We start from the raw sequence: 18733 nt of genomic DNA, 5'->3' as shown, positions 1-18733 counted from the left end.
CGCCGTGATTCTTTTGCCGGAAGCGTCCCGGTATACATGATCCTGATATTCGGGAAACTGAAGTCGATGTCTTGACGATTTGGAATTGCTCGGGGCAGACTTTCATAAAGTAGCAAGAACATTTCCACATCGTGGAATGCCGGTTGCGGCAATGGGGTCGTTTCCGGCTGATTTACACATCGCATAGGAGCGAATTGTGTCTTTGGAAATTGCTTCGATACTCGTCCTCGTGGCCCTGTTCGTCATCGCCACCTTCGTTTCGGTCCATATGGGCGCGCTCGCGCTCATGGCGACGTTTCTGTTCGGAACCTTTGTCCTGGGTGAGGACGTCGACACTCTGCTGTCGGGTTTCCCTGCAGATCTGTTCCTCATTCTGGTGGGCGTCACCTATCTGTTCGCCTTGGCGAAGGACAACGGCACAGTCGATTGGATCGTCCATGTCCTCGTCAAGGCCGTCGGCGGCCGAATTGCCCTGATCCCGTGGGTGTTCTTCGTCGTCACGGCTCTTCTGTCCGGTTTCGGTTCCGTGGTGCCGGCCGCCATCGCGATCATCGCGCCGATGGGGATGGGCTTTGCCCGGCGGTACGGCATCCGACCGCTGCTCATGGGGCTGATGGTCATCAACGGTGCGACAGCCGGCGGTTTCTCGCCGTTGAGCATCTTCGGCACGATCACCAATCAGGTTGTCGAACGCAATGACCTTCCGGGCAGCCCGCTGCTGCTCTTCCTCGCATCGTTCGTCTTCAATGTCATCCTCGGCTTTGTCTGCTTCTTCCTCTTCGGCGGACGGGAGCTGCTGGGCAAGCGCGACCTGGGCCACGGCCTCGAGGACAAAGACGGGGAACTGGTCGACGTCGGCGCATCCGGTGGGGGCGGCGGCGTCGACTCCGGCAGCGGTGCCGGAGGCAGCGGCAACTCGGGCACGTCTGGCTTGGATGGTGCCGGGGTGGGCGGTTCTGGCAGCGGATCGGGCGGCTCGCCCGCGCCGTATCACGATCCCGAGCGGAGGGCGGCTCGACGGTCGGTCCAGACGACGATGGTCAAGGACACCGACGAGGATGTCGAAGTCACCACCCTCGATCGGAATCGGATCGTCACTCTCGTCGGGCTCATCGTTCTTGCGGTCATGGTTGTGCCCCCGCTCAATCAGGACGTCGGCTTCACCGCGATCAGCATCGCCGTGATCATCTCGTTCTTCTCGCCCCGAACCAGCAAGGGCGCGGTGAGCAAGATCGCGTGGCCCACTGTGCTGTTGATCTGCGGCATCGTCACCTATGTCGAGCTCATGGAACGTCTGGGCACGATCGACTGGCTCGGCGGTCAGGTCGCCGGCATGGGAGCTCCGCTCTTCGCGGCACTGATCATCTGCTTCATCGGCGCGGTCGTCTCTGCATTCGCGTCGACGACGGGCATCCTCGGCGCACTCATTCCTCTGGCTGTGCCGTTCCTGCTCACAGGCAGCGTCGGCGAGATCGGGCTGATCATCGCCCTGGCGATCTCGTCTTCGGTGGTCGATTCCTCGCCGTTCTCCACCTCTGGTGCTCTGGTTGTGGCGAACTCGCCTGAAGAACAGCGGGACAGGGTGTTCAAGCAGCTCATGGTGTGGGGCTTCTCGATGGTCGTCATCGCACCGATCGTCACCTGGCTGATCTTCGTCGTCCCCGGTTGGGGGTGAGCGGCGTCGGCGCCGGGCTCAGCCGTTCGGGATGAACGGAAAGGTCCCATCGCCGAGGTCGGGCTCGGGTAGGACGCCATCCGGATCCTTGAGTCCGACAGCGAGACCGTCGAGGCTCAGGCGCCGCATCCCCTCGAGGACCATTCGGCGACCGACGTCGGTGAAGCTGTCGACCCGAGAGAGGTCGATGATGACCTTCGGCGTCGTCGGGGTGGAGCGGTCGAGTCGGTCGAGGACCACCTCGGCGCCGGTGAAGTCGATGATTCCCTGCAGGGCAACGGTCGTCGTATCTCCACCGACCGCGATGCTGCGCGGCTCACGTGAACCGAGCGCCTCGGCGTCCATGAGGTGGAGCCCCATATCCGCAGACAGGCGACGGAAGACTCTCTGGCCTCGGACGCTGTTGCCGTGGTCATCGAGGCGTGGGGAGAGCGTGCCGATGCCCACCTGCCCCGGAAGGGCGCCGAGAAGGCCGCCGGCCACTCCGCTCTTCGCCGGAATTCCGACATCGGTGAACCAGGAACCCGCGGCGTCGTACATGCCTGCAGCGGCCATGACCGACAGGGTCCGCCGGGCGATGGGGCGGGCGACGACTGTGGTGCCGGTGACGGGATGGATTCCGCCGTTGGCCAGTGTCGCAGTCATCATCGCGATGTCGCGCACCGTCACTGAGATCGAGCATTGCGCGGTGTATCCGGCGACGACTTCGTGCGGGTCGTCCTCGATGATGCCGTAGCTGCGCAGCATGTGGGCGATGGCGAGGTTGCGGTCGGCGGCTTCGAGCTCGGATTCGAAGATCCGCTCATCGATGTGCAGTCGGCGGCCGGCGAGTTCGGAGAAGAAATCGCGGGCGCGTTCGACCCGAGCCTGTCGGCTGGTGCCGGAGTCGACGAGGAGGTGGTGAGTCGTGATTGCGCCCGCATTGATCATCGGGTTCTTCGGTCGGTGGCTCCCGGTCTCCAGGGAGAGCTCGTTGAAGGCCTCACCGGAAGGTTCGACTCCGACGTGTGAGGTCACGAACTGCTCGCCTCGGTCGGCGAGTGCGGCAGCGTAGGTGAAGGGCTTCGACATCGACTGGATCGAGAATTCGACATCGCAGTCGCCCGAGCTGTACGTCCTGCCTGCCACTGTCGTCAGGGCGACGGCGAACAGATCGGGGTTCGCTGCCTTGAGTGCCGGGATGTAGTCGGCGACGCTTCCTGAGTCATCGTCGCGCAGAGCATCGAGGATCTCGTCGAGATAGTCGGGGATCGGTGTGCGCATGGGAGCCTTCCCTCTGTGATCGGACTGTCGGGTCGTCTCGGTCCAAGACTAAACGCTCCGGCTGATGCAAACAGCATTATGCGCGTCCGGACGGTTCATATCATTCCCAGCAGGCTACAGTTTGAAATTACGCAACTATCGATGACGTGAGCTTGTGGAGGAACAATGGAGTTCGAAGAGCGGCTGTCTGCCTTGGCTGCCAAGGTTGGCAACCAGCGAGAAGCGATTCAGACCGAAGAGGCAACGAAAAACGCGTTTATTATGCCCTTCATTTCAACGATCCTGGGTTACGACATCTTCAACCCACTTGAGGTGGTGCCAGAGTTTTCGGCCGATGTCGGAGTGAAGAAGAACGAGAAGGTCGACTACGCCATCATGCGCGATGGTGAAGTGCAGATCCTCATCGAGTGCAAGAAGTCGACGGAGCCGTTGAAGATCGAGCACGCGTCCCAGCTCTTCCGGTATTTCTCCGTGACAAATGCTCGGATCGCAGTTCTCACAAACGGCGAGGTCTATAACTTCTATACCGACCTCGATGCACCGAACAAAATGGACGACAGGCCCTTCCTGGTGCTCGACCTCAATGAGATCGACGAGACGATCGTTCCGGAACTCAAGAAGTTGACCAAAGAAGTGTTCGACCTCGATTCGGTGGTCAGCGCTGCAGAAGAACTGAAGTACGTCGGAGCCATCAAGAGGGAAATCGCCGGGCAGTTCAAGGAGCCGGATGAGGCGTTCGTGCGCCTCTTCACCAGCCGTGTCTACGACGGTCGATTTACGCAGGACGCCAAGGCGCAGTTCACCCAGTTGGTGTCCAAAGCGGCGAAACAGTTCCTCAATGAAAGGGTGAACGACCGCCTGAAGACTGCGTTGGGAGCCTCTGATGTTCCGCAAGCGGAGGATCCTGCTAGGGAGGATACTGTGGCCAGCGAGCCTGTCGTCGAATCAGATCTGGACAGAGATACAGTGATCGAAACGACGTTGGAAGAACTCGAGGGCTACCAGATCGTCAAGGCCATCAGCTGCAGCGAGGTGAAGCCGGAACGAGTAGTTCAACGTGATGCGAAGTCCTATTTTGCCGTGCTTCTGGATGACAACAACAGAAAGCCCATCGCTCGACTCCATTTCAATGGTAAGAAGCAGAAGTACCTGGGTCTCTTCGATGAAGAAAAGGTCGAGACCAGGCACACGATCGAAGGTCTTGAAGAGATCTACCTCCATGCAGAGGCTATCCGGGCCACGGTGAAGCGCTATCTGGTCTGAGCCGGGCCGAGAATATCTGCTTAAGGACCGCTGGCCTAGATCGTCTCGGCGGATCTGTGAGCCCAGATGCGGGCCGGTACGACGCGGACTCCGCGCTTGGCAGAATCTTCTGCTCGGCGCCGCTTCTACCCCTCGAGCAGCCCCTTGATGTCCGCGGCGGTGATGGTCTGGCTGAAGGCCTGGCCGCCGGGGCCGCGGTCCTCATAGGTGCCGGCATCGGACATGAGTTCGTCGAAGAGTTGGGCCTTGCGCTTCTGCAGGGCGAGCACCTTCTCCTCGATCGTGCCTTCGGCGACGTAGCGGTACACCATGACGTTCTTCGTCTGCCCGATCCGGTGCGCGCGGTCGATCGCCTGATTCTCTGAGGCAGGATTCCACCACGGATCCATGAGGAAGACATAGTCCGCCTCGGTGAGGTTGAGCCCGAAGCCGCCTGCCTTGAGGCTGATGAGGAACACCGGTGCCTCACCCGACCGGAACGCATCGACCACGGCCCCGCGATTCCGCGTCGAACCGTCGAGGAGAACATAGGGAACGCCTCGGCGATCGAGTTCGGCAGCGACATTGGACAGGAACGACGTGAACTGGCTGAACACGATCGACCGGTGGCCTTCGGCGATGACATCCCCGAGCCGTTCCAGGAGCGCTGCGAGCTTCGACGACGGCACCTCGGCATGCTCGGCATCGACGATGGACGGGTCGAGCGCGAGCATCCGCAGCAGCGTCAGCGACCGGAACACGATGAACCGCTGCTTGTCGTATTCGCTGTCGACAAAGCCGAGGATCTTCTTCCGCTCCTTCTGCAGAATCCGATCGTAGAGTCTCCGGTGCGCGGAATTGAGCTCGACCGAGATGACCTGTTCCTGCTTCTCCGGCAGATCCGCCGCCACCAGATCTTTCGTCCGGCGCATCATGAAAGGCCGGATCCGCCGCTGCAGCCTCTGCATCCGTCCCGGGTTCTCACCCGATTCGATCGGTCGGACGTACTCCTCCTCGAATCGATGCGGTGACGGAAACAGTCCTGGCGACGTGATCGAGAACAGAGACCACACGTCCTTCAGCGAGTTCTCCAACGGGGTTCCGGTCAGCGCCAGACGGAACGGGGCACGCACTTCCTTCGCCGCCAAGTGCGTCTGAGCATTGGAATTCTTCACGAACTGTGCCTCGTCGAGGATCAGACCCGCCCACTCCATCCGCGAAATCGGGACCTCCTCCAATCGGAGCATCGCATACGACATGACGATGACATCGGCACCGTGAGCCACCTCGGCGAGGTCGACCCCACGGGCCCGCGTCGACTCGGCGACGACACGAACATCCAGGTCAGGAGTGAATGCGGTCGCCTCCTTCACCCAGTTCGGGACCACAGAGGTCGGCGCCACGACGAGGAAGGGGGCGCTGGCCTTAGCATGCTTGATGAGCGCGAGCGTCTGCAGGGTCTTGCCCAAGCCCATATCGTCGGCGAGGATCCCCCCGAGGCGGCACGAGTACAGCAGCGCCAACCACCGGAAACCCTGCACCTGATACGGACGCAGCTTCGCGCCGTTCAGATCGGGCACCTCGGTGGCGGGCAGGCGATCGAGGTCGGCCAGGGCCCGCACGGAATCGCGCCAGGTCGCGGCCGGTTCGGACTCATCGGCGAGGTCCTCGAAATCCGACCACAGGCCCGCGTGCATGCGGGAGATCTTCGGTGCCCCGGGCTCCCACTCGGGGATGAGGTCCGCCTCGGTGAGGAGTGCCTTGAGCTTGTCGAAGATCGGCTTGTTCAGCGGCAGGAACGAATCGTCTGAGAGCTTGATCTTCTTCGTCCCGGCCGCCAGCGCCTTGTACAGCTTGACGAAGGGGACCGGGTGGCCGTCGATGCTGATCTGGAAGCCGAGATCGAACCAGTCGTTCTTCTCCGACTCGACCGAGGTGATCTTCACGTTCGGCTCCCCGCCGAGCTCCCGGTACGGCTGCTTCTTCCCGCGTGTGATGACCTTGACGTGCTCGAGCTCCTCGAGCCCGGGCAGGACGTTGACGACGAAATCCGCGGTGTCCGCGTCGTCGAGTTCGACGTCCACGATGCCCGGCAGAGCGGACCCGGCTTCGTGGGTGTCGGCAAGGAGTCTGTCGACCTCGGTGACGACGGCATCTTCGAAGTCGAGTTCGCGTTGCTCCGCGTACTCCCTCGCCGAGGCGGCGCTGAGATTCGTCCGATCGATGACCGGGAAGGTGCGGCGCGGTCCTTGGTATTCCCAGTACCAGCGCAAGGAGAGTTTGTCCCCGGCGCCGAACGCGGCGAAGACGACGAGCCGGGGGCGACCATACTGCGGGAAGGCGACGGTGGCGTCGCTGCTGATGACCTCGGCGCTGGAGCGCAGCAACGGGTAGTACTCCTCGAAGAACTCTTCGGCCTCGGCCGCGGGAATCGTGATCGGCCCGGGAGACTGGAGCACGGGCAGCGCGGTTTCCTTCGTCGGGGTCTCCGCGGGGGCGAGGGTGACGGTGAAACCGCTGGTGATGTCGATGCCGAAGAATCCGTGCGTCCAGATCGGTCTGATCAGCCCGGGGAGATATTCGCGTTCGTCGATGGTTGCCCGCGTCTGCACCTGCAGGCGGCTCTGGCTGCGGCGGATGTCGATGGCGGCTTTCGCGTTGTGACCGATGCGGACTGTCATGTCAGGGTTGATGCCGACGAATTCGATGCCGAGCTTTTTCCCCTGTACGAAGTGGTCCCACAGCAGGGGAGTTCGGAAATCGCCGAGGTGGTAGGGCGCCCCGTCGGGAGTGAAGTCCGTCTTCCCGCGGGTGCGCAGTCCGGCGAGCTGGGTGAACCATTCCTGGTGGGCCGGGTCGATGTCGAACTGCCGGGCCATGCGGTCGATGGTGCGCCATGACAGGGACTTCTTCACCCAGTTGCCGGACTCGCTGAGCATGAGCGGACGGATCGCGAGGCTCGGATTCGCGCCCGGGGTGACATCGTCCTTGTCGAGGAGGACGGAGTGCTGGGCCTCGAACCACGTGCGGGGGATGACCTGGACGAGCTCGAATCCCAAGGCCACGGGCGTGTGCGAGTGCGGAGCCGCCTCGGCGAGTGGTGCGAAGGCATCGCGCCAATCGGCGGGGATGGCGGAACCGGTCGTGACAGCGGACGGTTGAGTTTCAGGCACAAAGCCATCTTCTCACCTGTCGGTGACGCGGACTTTCGACGGATGCGCAGCGCTGCTCCTTGAGAAGGGCATGCCGAGATGTTGCCGACGGGTCATCGCATGGATTCGTGCCGACCGGGACGTTGTCGGTCCGATAGGGGATCGTCGTGTCATGAGCGCGGAGTAGCATCTGCGGCATGGATGAGAACAGCGATGTTCACAGACAGTTCTTCGACGCCTACACCCGTGCGCTGCTCGACCGGGATGCCGTGGCGATTGCCGACCACTATGCGGTGCCGGCACTCATCGAGTTCCCGGGACAGCGGATCCTCGTCACCGAGGCGCGGCAGAGCGAGCAGTTCTTCGCGCAGGCTTTCGGACAGTACGAAGGCGTCACGGAGGTCGACGCCGCCGTCACCGTGACGGCATCGACCGGGCACAGCATCTGGGCCGACGTCACCTGGCGATATCACGGCGGTGCGCCGGACGAGCGGAACATGTATCAGCTCGTGCAGGATGATGGCGGGTGGAAGATCGCCGTGCTCACCCCGATGGCGGTCGACGATCCGGTGCAGCAGTCTGGCACTGGCGACTATCCCCACCTGCTGCACACCGTCATCGACGCAACCGAACCGCGAGAACTCGCCGAGTTCTATCGGCAGCTGCTCGGCTATGTCTATCGCCCTGGTGACGAGCCGCCTGAAGGTACTGGCCCCGATGACGATGTCTGGCTGGTGCTTACAGACAGAGCAGGGCGGAGGATGATCGCCTTCCAGAAGACCGAGAGCCTTGAACGGAGTACGTGGCCCGATCCCACAGTGCCCATGCAGCTTCACCTTGATTTCACGGTCGAGGATCTGAACGATCTTGAACTTCAGCGACAACGCGCCGACAGCCTCGGCGCGCGACTGATTCTCGACCGAGCCGATGACGAGAACGAGCCGCTCTACGTCTTCGCGGATCCTTCCGGGCACCCGTTCTGCATCTTCGTGGCCTGAAAGTGAATGCGTGGGCTCGACGGCAGATCGCTGATGTCTCGGTATCGAGGGGCTCCAGTGTGGTCAGGGCTCAGGGATTGAACAGTTCGATCTCGTCGGGAGCGAAGTAGTCCTGCATCGACGCGCCGACGCGACCTGTATTCTTCGGCGACACGTCCTGTATCTTCGTCGCATGAGCGAGAACGGCGACGGCGATGACGATCGGTGGCTGATCGTCAAGGGACGGCGGTGGCGGCGAACCGATCCCGCACTGGAACCTCGTGTCGTCGAGGAACTCAAGAGTCACCTCGGCGCTGCGAGGAATGCCGTCAGGCAAGCAAAGAAGCGGGGCGATGAGAACGATCTCGCGGAGGCGAGGCGGAAGGTGAACATCGCGAAGCACGGTCTCGGCGAACGCGGCGAATACTGGTGGGACATGGCGGTTGAAGACCGCGAACGACGTGCCGAGGAGTCACTGCAGGAACTACGCTGAGCTCAATTGCCAGTCAGCAGCTCCGTCAACCAACAACCTGAGTATGTGGAAGAGTGAAGAATGAATCGAGAAGTCGCCCAGGCCATCACCGACGCCGTCGACAACGCATTCGATCGTCAGCTTGAGTTCACCGGTGATCTGATCCGCTGTCCTTCGGTCCGCGGCAGTGAAGCGGCGATCCAGGACCGCATGGAACAGGAATTCGCCGACAGAGGACTGGAGATCGACCGCTGGCGCATCGACGAAGAGGACATCGAAGATCATGCGGGCTTCGGTCCGATGACCGTGCCCTACGACGAAGACTTCAACGTCGTGGGCAGCTATCGGCCGACTGTCGTGCGGGGCCGGTCGCTCATTCTGCAGGGACATGTGGATGTGGTGCCGACCGGGCCGCTGGAGAATTGGACCACCCCGCCCTTCGAGCCTCGAATCGAGGACGGATGGCTCTACGGACGTGGTGCCGGGGACATGAAGGCCGGGCTCGCTGCCAACCTCTTCGCCTTCGACGCGATCACTGCTGCCGGCTTCGCTCCCGCGGCACCACTCCAGCTTCAGTCGGTCGTGGAGGAGGAGAGCACCGGCAACGGTGCGCTGTCGGCCCTCTTGCGCGGCTACACCGGCGATGCCGTGCTCGTTCCTGAACCAGAGGAGAACGCTCTGGTGCGAACCAACGTCGGAGTCATCTGGTTCACCGTTCGGGTCGAAGGAAAACCGAGTCATGTCCGCGAGATGAGTCAGGGATTCAACGCCTTCGACGCGACCAATGACGTGATCGCCGACCTGCGCGCACTCGAAGCGGAGTGGAATGCTCAGAAGGACCAGCACCCAGGTTTCGAGGACGTCGATCATCCGATCAACTTCAATGTCGGAGAGATCTCGGGCGGAGACTGGCCCTCCAGTGTCCCGTCATGGTGTGAGATCTCCGTGCGCGCCGCCATCTACCCAGGGGTCGATCCGGAACAGGCGTGGGAAGAGATCCAGGAGCACGTCCGGCATGCAAGCATCGCGCGGCTCGGCCAGGACGGTCGTCTGCCACGGATGGAGAAGACCGGTTTCTTCGCTGCGGGATATCGGCTCGAGGAAGGTGGGGAAGCAGAGTCCGTGCTCGGCTCGGCCCATCACGATGTGTTCGGCCAGCCTCTGCAGTCGTTCACCACGCCGGGCTACCTCGACGGTCGGGTCTATACGAATTACGGAGCGATGCCGACCCTGACCTACGGGCCCAGGTCCCTCGACATCCACGCCTTCGACGAACGGGTCCACATCGAATCCGTCCGCAAGATCACCAAGACCATCGCGCTCTTCATCGCCGAGTGGTGCGGGCTGGAGCCGCTGAGTTAGACGCGCCGAGGCGGCCTATCGACGTTCGGTGCCGCGCCTGACCGATGCGTCAGCCGATCTGGTCGGCAAGGTCCTCGAAGTCCTCCGCGATGACGTCCCACTCGCCTTCGGCCTCGAGGTCCGTCGTCTGGGCAGGTCCGTGCTCGGAAGGGCGATAGACGAAGCACGTCCGCAGCCCGAGTGCCTGCGCCGCGGCCAGGTCGCTGTTGTGTGCGGCGACCATGGCGACCTGATGAGGTTCGATGCCGAGGGTCTCGGCGGTCCGCAGGTACGACTGTGGATCCGGTTTGTACGCTCCGGCCACCTCGGCTCCGAGGATCGCGTCCCAGGGAAGGCCGGCCCGTTTGGCCACGTCGAGGGCGAGCCGGACGTTCGCATTCGACAACGGAGCGATGATGAACCGCTCCTTCAGCCGAGTCAGCCCCGCGATCGTATCCGGCCACGGATCGAGCCGATGCCAGGCGAGATTGACCTCGTCGAGAACCTGCGGGGGAATCGAGTCCGGATCGACGCCGAACCCTCTGAGCACAGTTTCGAGATTCTCCCGATGGAGCACATCGAGGCGGACGAACTCCCGCTCACCGCTGCGGACCCGCTCCATCGACGGCTGGTACTCCGCGCGCCAGCGATCCGCGAAATCATGCGCGTCGAGATCGGGAACATGGTCGCGCAGGTGCACTGCCACCTCGGCGGCCACCCGTGTTCGCCAGTCGACGACCGTGCCGAACATGTCGAAGACGAGGGCCTCGACCGAATCGAATCCTGTGCTCATGGTTTCACGGTAGCCCGAGCAGATCAGGCCGTCCATGTCAGTCCGTCCGCCTAGACTGGGCGGTGTTCGGAGTCGACAAGGGCCCCATCGGCACGGCGCCATCGATACGGAATCACACGGAATCGGCGGAATGACCGACTTGGTCGCGCGCGTCGGCACCTGAGATCGTACAATGGAGTGGATGTCTGATACCGGGAGATCCCACACCCCATCGTTGGCTGTGATCGGCGCGCTTCTGTTCGTCGCCGCCCGCAGCCTCGATTCCGCCGGCACGCCGGGGACCCCCGCGAGCGCCGACCCGGCGAAGCTCAGCTCTACCGACCGGGAGACCCTCGCCGAGGTGGAATCCGCACTGACCGTCCAACTCGAGGGCTCAGGAATATCCGTGACGTCCACCCTCGCCGAGGTGGCTGCGGCAGTTGCGTACGTCCGTGGCCGGGCCGAGGTCCCCAGTCTCACTGCCAGCAGGTACGACAAGGTCCGCAGCACGGTGCTCGAGAGCCTCGGTGCCACCTCGGCGAAGGGCGCAACCATCTGGCCGCCGACCAGTCAGACCGCAGTGCAGCGGTTCGGATCCTGGAACGAAGCTCTCAAAGCCGCCGGTCTGGCGACGAATAAGATCGGTCGGGCCAAGGGGCAGCTGCGCTTCGACGCGGCCGCCTACGACAGGGCGATCGCTGAATTCCTCGCCGATTGCGAGTCACGTGGGACCGCCACCACCTACAAGGCCTACACCGAATATGCCGCGGAGCATAAGGGCAAGGTCCCCTCGGCCGCGGCTGTCCGGAAGTTCTACGGAAGCTGGAACGCGGCGCTCGCCGCCGTCGGTTGAGAGGATGGAGATGGCTTTATCCTTTGTGTCAACATCCTTTGTCAACGACCACGCCGGTGCTAATGTGAAATATCGAGAATGACGAAGCTGTCGGCGTCGGTGGTTTCGTGCCATGACCGACGACAGGAAAGTATTCTCACTGTGATCTCCCGCAGACTCAGCAGGGGCCTCGCCGGTGCAGCCATCTGTGCGCTGGCCATGACGGGATGCTCGTCATCACCTGACTCAGACTCCAAGGATAAGGATTCAACGTCGCAAGACGGCGGTGGCAAAGACGGGGCGAAGCCAGGAGTCGAGGATGTCGATCCTGACGATGTCATCGTCAAACAAGACGTCAAAGTCCCCGGTTCCAAAGAAGATACGGTGACCGTCGGGATCCACTCTCTCGAGGTCAAAGGGAAGACACAAACCCTGACCGTAGTCATCACCCCGCACTTCAAATCCGTGGCGGATGATGACGTCATCAGCATCTATGACACGTGGGGTGAGAACAGGTTCTTCCCGCAGCTCATCGATGCGGACAATCTCAAGGTCTATTCGCCGATCTCGGACACCTACGAGGAGTGGACCGCGGATTCGGTATACACCGAGACCACGAACAATCAGCCGATGACAGCGTGGGCGGTGTTCAAAGCTCCGGAGAACGACATCGACTCCGTCGACATACGTCTGCAGGAGTCGTGGCCGAAGTTCACCGACATTCCGGTCACGGAATCGTGATGATCACAGGGATGCGTCTTCGCTGGGTTCCTGCTCTCAGCGTCGTCGGAGTCGGTGTTCTGCTGGGCTCAGGGCTTGGAATCACGACCAGCTCCTCTGCCGGTCTTGCCGCCGAATCGCAGGTGACTTCGCCAGCGGACCTGCCTCAGCCGACCAAAACGCAGCTGGACGATTCGGTTCAACGCTGGAAGCCGAACGGGGTGCACGAGTGGAACACCTCCGAATCTGTCGAACCGCTGGTGACGAACAAGAAGGACGGCGACGACGCGGTCATCACTCTGGCCAGCGACATCCTCTTTGACTTCAACAGCGCGAAGATCTCCGCTGACGCTCAGGAAGCGATCGCGAAGACTGTGGAGAAAGTCCCCGACGGTACGGAAATCACTGTGTCCGGCTACACGGACTCGGTCGGTGACGACAAAGCGAACAAGAAGCTGTCGAAGAAGCGGGCGCAGGCCGTCGCCGATGTCATCAAGGACGAACGTGACGACCTCGATCTGAGAGTCAAAGGCTTCGGCGAAGCCGATCCTGTCGCGAAGAACACGACGAAGAAGGGCGACGACTACCCGCAGGGTCGGGCGAAGAACCGCCGCGTCGAAATCAGTTACGACGACAGCTGAGCGCCGGGCGCTGTCGAGCGAGGGCCATTCTTCATCGACAGCACATCGCCCCGCCGACCGCTCGTGTTACGCATTGTGCCGTCGGCGGTAACTTGAGCGCTCGCCGGCTCAACTCCGGCCAGCCTACAGCCGGCCGACTCTCGGTCTGTCAGCTCACCGTCCGGCGGCGAACGCTTCCAGGCGGTCGCACGCCGTGTTGATGGTGTCGTCCGAGACCGCGAAGGTCAGGCGCAGGTAGCCTTCGCCGGCCGGGCCGAAAGCCGAACCGGGAATCGTTGCGAGGTTGTGCATCTCGAGGAGCTGAGTCGCCAACTCCCACGAGTCCAAACCCCACTCGGAAACGTTCACCCAGGCATAGAACGTCGCCGCCGGTCGGAGCAGACTCAAGCCCGAGATGGCATTGATGCGCTCAACCATAAGCTCGCGTCGCCTGGCATAGGAGGCGACCATCTCTTCGACAGCCGTCTGCGGTCCCTCGATCGCTGCGACCGCAGCCTCCTGAACGAATCCAGGCAGGCTCGACGTCAGACCCTCCTGCAGCAATGCCATCGGGGCGATGAGATCGTCCGAACCGATGACGAAACCGCACCGCCACCCGGTCATGGCATAGGTCTTCGAGAAGCTGCCGATGGCCAGGAACCGATCGAACTCAGCCCCCACCTCGGCGGTGGATGGATTCACCTCGGCGATGGAGGTGAAGACGGCATCATCGAAGACCATCTCGTCATAGACCTCATCGGAGATGACGGTGAACCCGTACTCATCGGCCAGCGCAGCGATCTGCTCGAGGTCGGCCCGATCCATCACCGAACCCAACGGATTCGACGGACTGTTGACGATCACGGCCGCGGTCCTGTTCGTGATCGCTGAGCGGACATCCTCGGCGCGGAGCTTGAAATCGTTGTCTTCGGTGACGGGGACGGACACGGCAACCCCGCCGAGGCGGTGCACCTGACCCATGTAGTTGGGGAAGCTCGGATCGGGGATGATGACCTCCTGACCGGGGGAGACTGTGACATCGAGGGCGAAGGTGAGCGCTTCCATAGCGCCGAAGGAGACCATGACGTTCTCGGGCGCGATGCTGCGATTCCAGCGTTTTGAGTACTTTCCGGCGATGGCGGAGCGCAGTTCGGGGATGCCCGCATTGGCGACGTAGCGGGTCTTGTCGTTCTCGATCGCGCGGATGCCGGCGGCCTTGATGTGCTCCGGAGTGGTGAAGTCCGGCTCGCCGACGGTGAGCTTCACGGCATCGGGAAAGTCGAGGGCGAGGTTGAACATCTTGCGAATGCTCGACGCCGGGTAGGAAGCGGCCATGGGGGAGATGCGGCTGTGCGAACTCGTCATGGCCTCAGTCTGCCTCTGATCCTGCGGGAGCGACAAGGACGGGTCGAAGCGCGAGACCGTGCCTGCACATGGTGGCGCTTCGTCGGCGTGAGACCGCCCCGCCTACTCGTGCAGCCCCGCCAACCGGGACCCGAACCGGGCAAGCAGGCTCGTCTTCTTCGCCCCGGTCGCTGCCTCCCACGAGTCAGCTAAACCGAATATCTTGTACATCGATCGGATACCCAGCCACCGGATCGGCTCGGGTTCCCACTGTCCGGAGAAGTGGTCGTTCCATGGCAGTCCGGTCAGCGGGGTCGAGGCCCCGGCGGCCCGATCGAGAAGGGTCTTCGCAGCCAGATGAGTCGCCGTCACCCCGTGTCCGGCGTAGCCCCGGGCTACCCCGATGCGCTGTGCTGGGTCGAAGAAGACACCGGCGCACCAATCCCGAGTCACCCCGAGCGCACCCCGCCAGGCATGTGCCACCTCGAACTCGAGGTCCGGGAAGAGCGAGGACAGGCGCCTGGCCAATAGGTCCACCACCTCGGCGGGAACCTCGCCGTCACCAGGCAGACCCGACCGATAGGCATACGGTGCCCCGCGGCCGCCGAGCGCGATCCGACCATCGGAGGTGCGCTGGGCATAGATGAATGTGTGCGCCGTGTCGCCGAGGCATTCGCGCCTCGCCCAGCCGATCGATGCCCACGCCTCGTCGGACAGCGGCTCGGTCGCGATCATCGACGAGAACACCGGGATGACCTGGCGTCCCTGCAATCCCGGCAGGTCGCCGCCGACCGTGTCCGAATACCCCTCGAGGCACACGAATATCGTGTCCGCGTGTACGGGCCCGCGGTCCGTGGCGACCGAATCTCTGCGGACATGCCTCGCCGAGGTGGCTTCGCAGATTGTCACACCCTGTCTCCTGAGGACGTGGCCGAGTCCCCGGGTGAGCAGCGCGGGATCGATGGCGGCGGTGCCGGGGCAGTAGAGGCTGCCGAGCGCCTTGTCGACGTTGATGTGGGCACGTGTCGCCTCGGCGTCGAGGAACTGCATATCCTCGGGCCCATAGCCGAACTGCTCGTTGCCGGCCTGAAGATCGCGCAGACGGGACAGTCCGGCCTCCGACTGAGCAATGTCGATATGGCCCCCGCGCACCTGGTGGGCATCGATGCCTTCAGCTTTGCAGACGTCGAGGACCTCGTCGATGGAGTCGAAGAGTGCGGATTGGAATGCGCTCACGCTGGCCACGCCGTCGAGCCCTGCCGAGCCGACCGGCCCTGTGGGATCGTTTTTCCGGGAACGGTCGACCGCCTCGGCGAACTTGGTGCGGTTACCCGGAAGCAGGGTCGACAGCCATCCGCCGTTGCGACCGGAAGCGCCGTAGCCGATATGTCGGGCTTCGATGATGGTGATCGACCAATCGGGGTGAACCTGCCTGGCGTAGTAGGCCGACCACAGACCGGTCAGTCCGCCGCCGACGATGACGAGGTCCTGCTTCTCGCGCGGCAGAGGGGCTGAGTCGATGTCGTCGGCGGGGGAGGCCGCCAGCCAATGCGAGGCTTCACCATTGAAGTAGGACACGGATCATCTCCTGAACTCGAGGCGAACCAGGCGGTCGCCTACGGAAACAGTTCTATCTCACTCGCAAGGTGAAGTAAATAGTTGCGCCGCTCTGTATTGAGTGCTGAAACAAGCTCGGCAACCTACTGATCTCTTCGTTATCGCGGGACTTGGGCGAGCCGTCTGACTACACTGTTCGCATGAGCGCAACGGAGCCGATCAACACCCACGATTTCCCTCTCAGCCACGAACCGGTCGAGGATTGGCAAAACGTCTCGACTGCCTCGGTGAGGGGCACCAACTGGAGCAGCTCGGTCGAGTCGGAAGGGACGGCCGCCTCGGCAGAGGTATCAGAAGACGCAGTCTCGGCTGAGCCGCCGGTCGAACCTGTGACGACAGGGGTCGCCGAACTAGGCACGATCGGCGGAGCCGAATTCGGGCTGTGGGAGATGAGCGGAGGAGCGATGCGCGATATCGAAGGCGACGAGGTCTTTCTCGTCATCTCCGGGACCGGACGCATCGAATTCGACGAACCCCGCCGTGACCCCATCGAACTGGTGCCGGGGTTGCTGGTCTGCCTCGATGACGGGATGAAGACGCGCTGGTACATCGACGGAACGCCGCTGCGGAAGCTGTTCATTTCGCCCAGCGAAGGGTGAACTTCACGCTCTGGCGAGCAGGGTGCGCAGGGGCCGAGGGAGTCGGGAAAACGTCATGGGCGCAGGTTCTCCTCGTTGAGTAGTGTCGAAGTCAGCCCGTTTGGACGAAAGGGATCAACGATGATCGACTTGGCCCACCCGCGCGACCTCGTCATGATCGGCGCGATCTTCGGACTCGCCGCGTTCATCTGGTCAGGCTGGGCGCAGGAAGCGCCGCCCAGAGCACTGGTCTGGCGGCTCGTGCTCGCCGGGCTCGGAGTCGCGGGCCTCGCACTCGCAGTGCCGAGCATTCTCATCGCCATCGGCAACTGGTCGGAACCCAGCGCTTTCATCACCGGGAATTCCGCATTCGCGTTATACCTCATCGTGTTCTGGGCCGAGGTCATCATCGGCGCGGTGGCGAGCTTCTTCCTCATCCGCACCGGCCGGGCCGAGATCATCGCTCCGCTCATCCTCGCGATCGTCGGTATCCACTTCTTCGCGCTCGCTGTCGTCTTCGGCCAGCCCGTCCTTCACGTGGCGGGGCTGCTGCTGACCATCATCGCGGTGGTCGCGTTCATCTTGCCGCGCAAGACCGCGGCGCCGAGTTTCTGGTGCGGCACCCTCGGCGCTCCGGTCTTCCTCGCCATCGGCCTGTGGTGTCTGCTCGCCGGACGCAGCGCGCTCGCCGTCGGATGAATCTCGGACACCGCTGACAATCCCTGGCCAGGTGCTCTATCGTGAGTGAACCGGTGCGCACCGTGCCGGGACGGTTTCGTCCTACGTTGCGCAGCACCCACGGACACCTCAGTATTGCCCTCGAAGAGATGTACCCCGAAGAAGGAGTCGACGATGAAGACTGCTCGCCGTTTGGACAACCTCGGCACCGAGACCGCTTTCCGCGTGGCCCAGGCCGCCGCCGACTGGAAAGCGAAGGGCAACGAGGTGTTCCCGTTCCACCTCGGTGATCTGAACTTTCCCTTGGCCGGGCATATCGTCGATGCGATCGAGCAGGCCATCGCCGACGGAAAGACCGGCTACTGCCCCGGACCGGGAATCCCTGAACTTCGGGAGGCGCTCGCCGATGACATCGGCTCGCGGCGGGGAATGACGATCGACCCCGCCGAGGTGGTCGTGACCACCGGAGGAAAACCCGTGATCACGAAATTCCTCCAAGCAGTGATGAATCCCGGCGAGGGAGTGCTCTACCCGAATCCGGGATTCCCGATCTATGAATCCCAGATCGAATATCTCGGCGGTACGGCACTGCCCTACCGGTACGTCCCGACCTCCGATGGCTTCGCGATCGACCTCGACCATCTGCGGACTTCGATCGATGAGAACACCACGGCCATCATCTACAACGATCTGCAGAATCCGATCTCGGCGGAGTCCACTCCGGGCGAACGGGAGGCCATTGCTGCAATCGCGCAGGAGTTCGACCTGTGGGTGCTCTCCGACGAGGCGTACTTCGAGATGCGCTACAAGGGAAAGTCGCAGTCGATCGCCGCGCTGCCGGGGATGAGGGAGCGCACCGTCATCCTCTACACGTTTTCGAAGAAGTATGCGATGACTGGTTCGCGGCTCGGCTGTGCGGTGGCGCCGAAGGAAGTCGCCGAGGCGATCTCGCTGATGAACACCAATGACGAATCCTGCACGAACCAGTATGTGCAGTGGGCAGGGATCGCCGCACTGCGCGGACCGCAGGGTCCGGTCGGGCAGATGCTCGAGGTGCTGCGCAAGCGACGCGATGCGACCTGCCGGCTCATCAATGAGATTCCCGGCATGTCCGTGGCGACCCCGGGCTCGACGTTCTACGTCTTTCCCGATGTCACCGAGGCGATGGAGTCGAAGGGGATCGCGACTCTGACCGACTTCTCCACCGAAGCTCTGCACAACACGGGTGTCTCCTTCTGCACTCGCGAGCACTTCGGCTCACCGCAGCCCGGTGAGGATCGATCCTATATCCGGCTGGCCTATTCGGGTATCGAGGAAGCCGCGATCACGAAGGGTCTGGGGCGACTCAAGGAGTGGATCGAGGCCTGAGCCGACTGGTCGGGCAGGTCGGGCAGGTCGATTCAACGGACTCCGGGCGTCTGCGTGTGCTGAACGGACTCCGAATCTCTGC

At 62.8% G+C, this 18733-nt stretch carries 16 protein-coding genes; 11 read left to right on the top strand and 5 right to left on the bottom strand.

Annotated features, from left to right (window positions below; all coding sequences use genetic code 11):
* The first annotated feature begins 196 nt into the window (after window positions 1-196).
* Entirely contained in the window at window positions 197-1675 is a 1479-nt protein-coding gene (locus D3I60_RS15985) for an SLC13 family permease (RefSeq protein WP_262777492.1), read from the top strand.
* An 18-nt stretch (window positions 1676-1693) separates the two neighbouring features.
* Here D3I60_RS15985 and D3I60_RS15980 read toward each other — a convergent pair whose 3' ends face one another.
* Complete coding sequence (locus D3I60_RS15980) at window positions 1694-2938, bottom strand: glutaminase (protein ID WP_262777490.1); 1245 nt, start codon at window positions 2936-2938, stop codon at window positions 1694-1696.
* A gap of 165 nt (window positions 2939-3103) precedes the next feature.
* Between D3I60_RS15980 and D3I60_RS15975 the strand changes: the two genes are divergently transcribed.
* Complete coding sequence (locus tag D3I60_RS15975) at window positions 3104-4201, top strand: type I restriction endonuclease (RefSeq protein WP_262777488.1); 1098 nt, start codon at window positions 3104-3106, stop codon at window positions 4199-4201.
* Between the two features lie 125 nt (window positions 4202-4326).
* Here D3I60_RS15975 and D3I60_RS15970 read toward each other — a convergent pair whose 3' ends face one another.
* Window positions 4327-7353, bottom strand: a complete 3027-nt coding sequence (locus D3I60_RS15970) for a DEAD/DEAH box helicase (protein ID WP_262777486.1) — start codon at window positions 7351-7353, stop codon at window positions 4327-4329.
* 176 nt (window positions 7354-7529) lie between these two features.
* Here D3I60_RS15970 and D3I60_RS19215 point away from each other — a divergent pair, with 176 nt between their 5' ends.
* The 3 genes from D3I60_RS19215 (at window position 7530) to D3I60_RS15955 (ending at window position 10143) form a co-directional block, all read left to right on the top strand.
* A complete protein-coding gene (locus D3I60_RS19215) occupies window positions 7530-8330 on the top strand; it encodes a VOC family protein (protein WP_346659578.1) in 801 nt (266 codons plus the stop codon).
* Window positions 8331-8502: 172 nt separating this feature from the next.
* Window positions 8503-8802, top strand: a complete 300-nt coding sequence (locus D3I60_RS15960; protein ID WP_262777485.1) for a biopolymer transporter Tol — start codon at window positions 8503-8505, stop codon at window positions 8800-8802.
* Window positions 8803-8862: 60 nt separating this feature from the next.
* Complete coding sequence (locus D3I60_RS15955; RefSeq protein ID WP_262777483.1) at window positions 8863-10143, top strand: ArgE/DapE family deacylase; 1281 nt, start codon at window positions 8863-8865, stop codon at window positions 10141-10143.
* Window positions 10144-10192: 49 nt separating this feature from the next.
* Here the strand turns inward: D3I60_RS15955 and D3I60_RS15950 are convergent, their stop codons facing one another.
* Window positions 10193-10915, bottom strand: coding sequence for a haloacid dehalogenase type II (locus D3I60_RS15950; RefSeq protein ID WP_262777481.1), 723 nt, complete (start codon window positions 10913-10915; stop codon window positions 10193-10195).
* A gap of 181 nt (window positions 10916-11096) precedes the next feature.
* Between D3I60_RS15950 and D3I60_RS15945 the strand changes: the two genes are divergently transcribed.
* From D3I60_RS15945 to D3I60_RS15935, 3 genes are all read left to right on the top strand, one after another.
* Window positions 11097-11747, top strand: coding sequence for a homing endonuclease associated repeat-containing protein (locus D3I60_RS15945; protein WP_262777480.1), 651 nt, complete (start codon window positions 11097-11099; stop codon window positions 11745-11747).
* A gap of 141 nt (window positions 11748-11888) precedes the next feature.
* A complete protein-coding gene (locus tag D3I60_RS15940; RefSeq protein ID WP_262777478.1) occupies window positions 11889-12467 on the top strand; it encodes a hypothetical protein in 579 nt (192 codons plus the stop codon).
* Entirely contained in the window at window positions 12428-13087 is a 660-nt protein-coding gene (locus D3I60_RS15935; RefSeq protein ID WP_262777476.1) for an OmpA family protein, read from the top strand. Before D3I60_RS15940 ends, D3I60_RS15935 begins: the two co-directional genes overlap by 40 nt.
* Before the next feature lie 153 nt (window positions 13088-13240).
* Here the strand turns inward: D3I60_RS15935 and D3I60_RS15930 are convergent, their stop codons facing one another.
* Window positions 13241-14431 carry a pyridoxal phosphate-dependent aminotransferase gene (locus tag D3I60_RS15930; protein WP_262777474.1) on the bottom strand — a complete coding sequence of 397 codons (1191 nt, stop codon included), beginning with the start codon at window positions 14429-14431 and terminating at the stop codon, window positions 13241-13243.
* A gap of 102 nt (window positions 14432-14533) precedes the next feature.
* Entirely contained in the window at window positions 14534-15988 is a 1455-nt protein-coding gene (locus D3I60_RS15925) for an NAD(P)/FAD-dependent oxidoreductase (RefSeq protein ID WP_262777473.1), read from the bottom strand.
* A 179-nt stretch (window positions 15989-16167) separates the two neighbouring features.
* Here D3I60_RS15925 and D3I60_RS15920 point away from each other — a divergent pair, with 179 nt between their 5' ends.
* The 3 genes from D3I60_RS15920 to D3I60_RS15910 all read left to right on the top strand — a co-directional run bounded on the left by D3I60_RS15920 (window position 16168) and on the right by D3I60_RS15910 (window position 18651).
* Complete coding sequence (locus tag D3I60_RS15920; protein ID WP_262777471.1) at window positions 16168-16626, top strand: hypothetical protein; 459 nt, start codon at window positions 16168-16170, stop codon at window positions 16624-16626.
* A gap of 120 nt (window positions 16627-16746) precedes the next feature.
* Window positions 16747-17304 carry a hypothetical protein gene (locus D3I60_RS15915; RefSeq protein WP_262777470.1) on the top strand — a complete coding sequence of 186 codons (558 nt, stop codon included), beginning with the start codon at window positions 16747-16749 and terminating at the stop codon, window positions 17302-17304.
* A 153-nt stretch (window positions 17305-17457) separates the two neighbouring features.
* On the top strand, window positions 17458-18651 hold the full coding sequence (locus D3I60_RS15910) for a pyridoxal phosphate-dependent aminotransferase (protein WP_262777468.1): 1194 nt from the start codon (window positions 17458-17460) through the stop codon (window positions 18649-18651).
* The last annotated feature ends 82 nt before the right edge of the window (window positions 18652-18733 follow it).

It is taken from the genome of Brevibacterium permense (assembly GCF_025506275.1).
Taxonomy (GTDB): Bacteria; Actinomycetota; Actinomycetes; order Actinomycetales; family Brevibacteriaceae; genus Brevibacterium; species Brevibacterium permense_A.
This window is presented reverse-complemented; position numbering and strand designations above follow the sequence as displayed.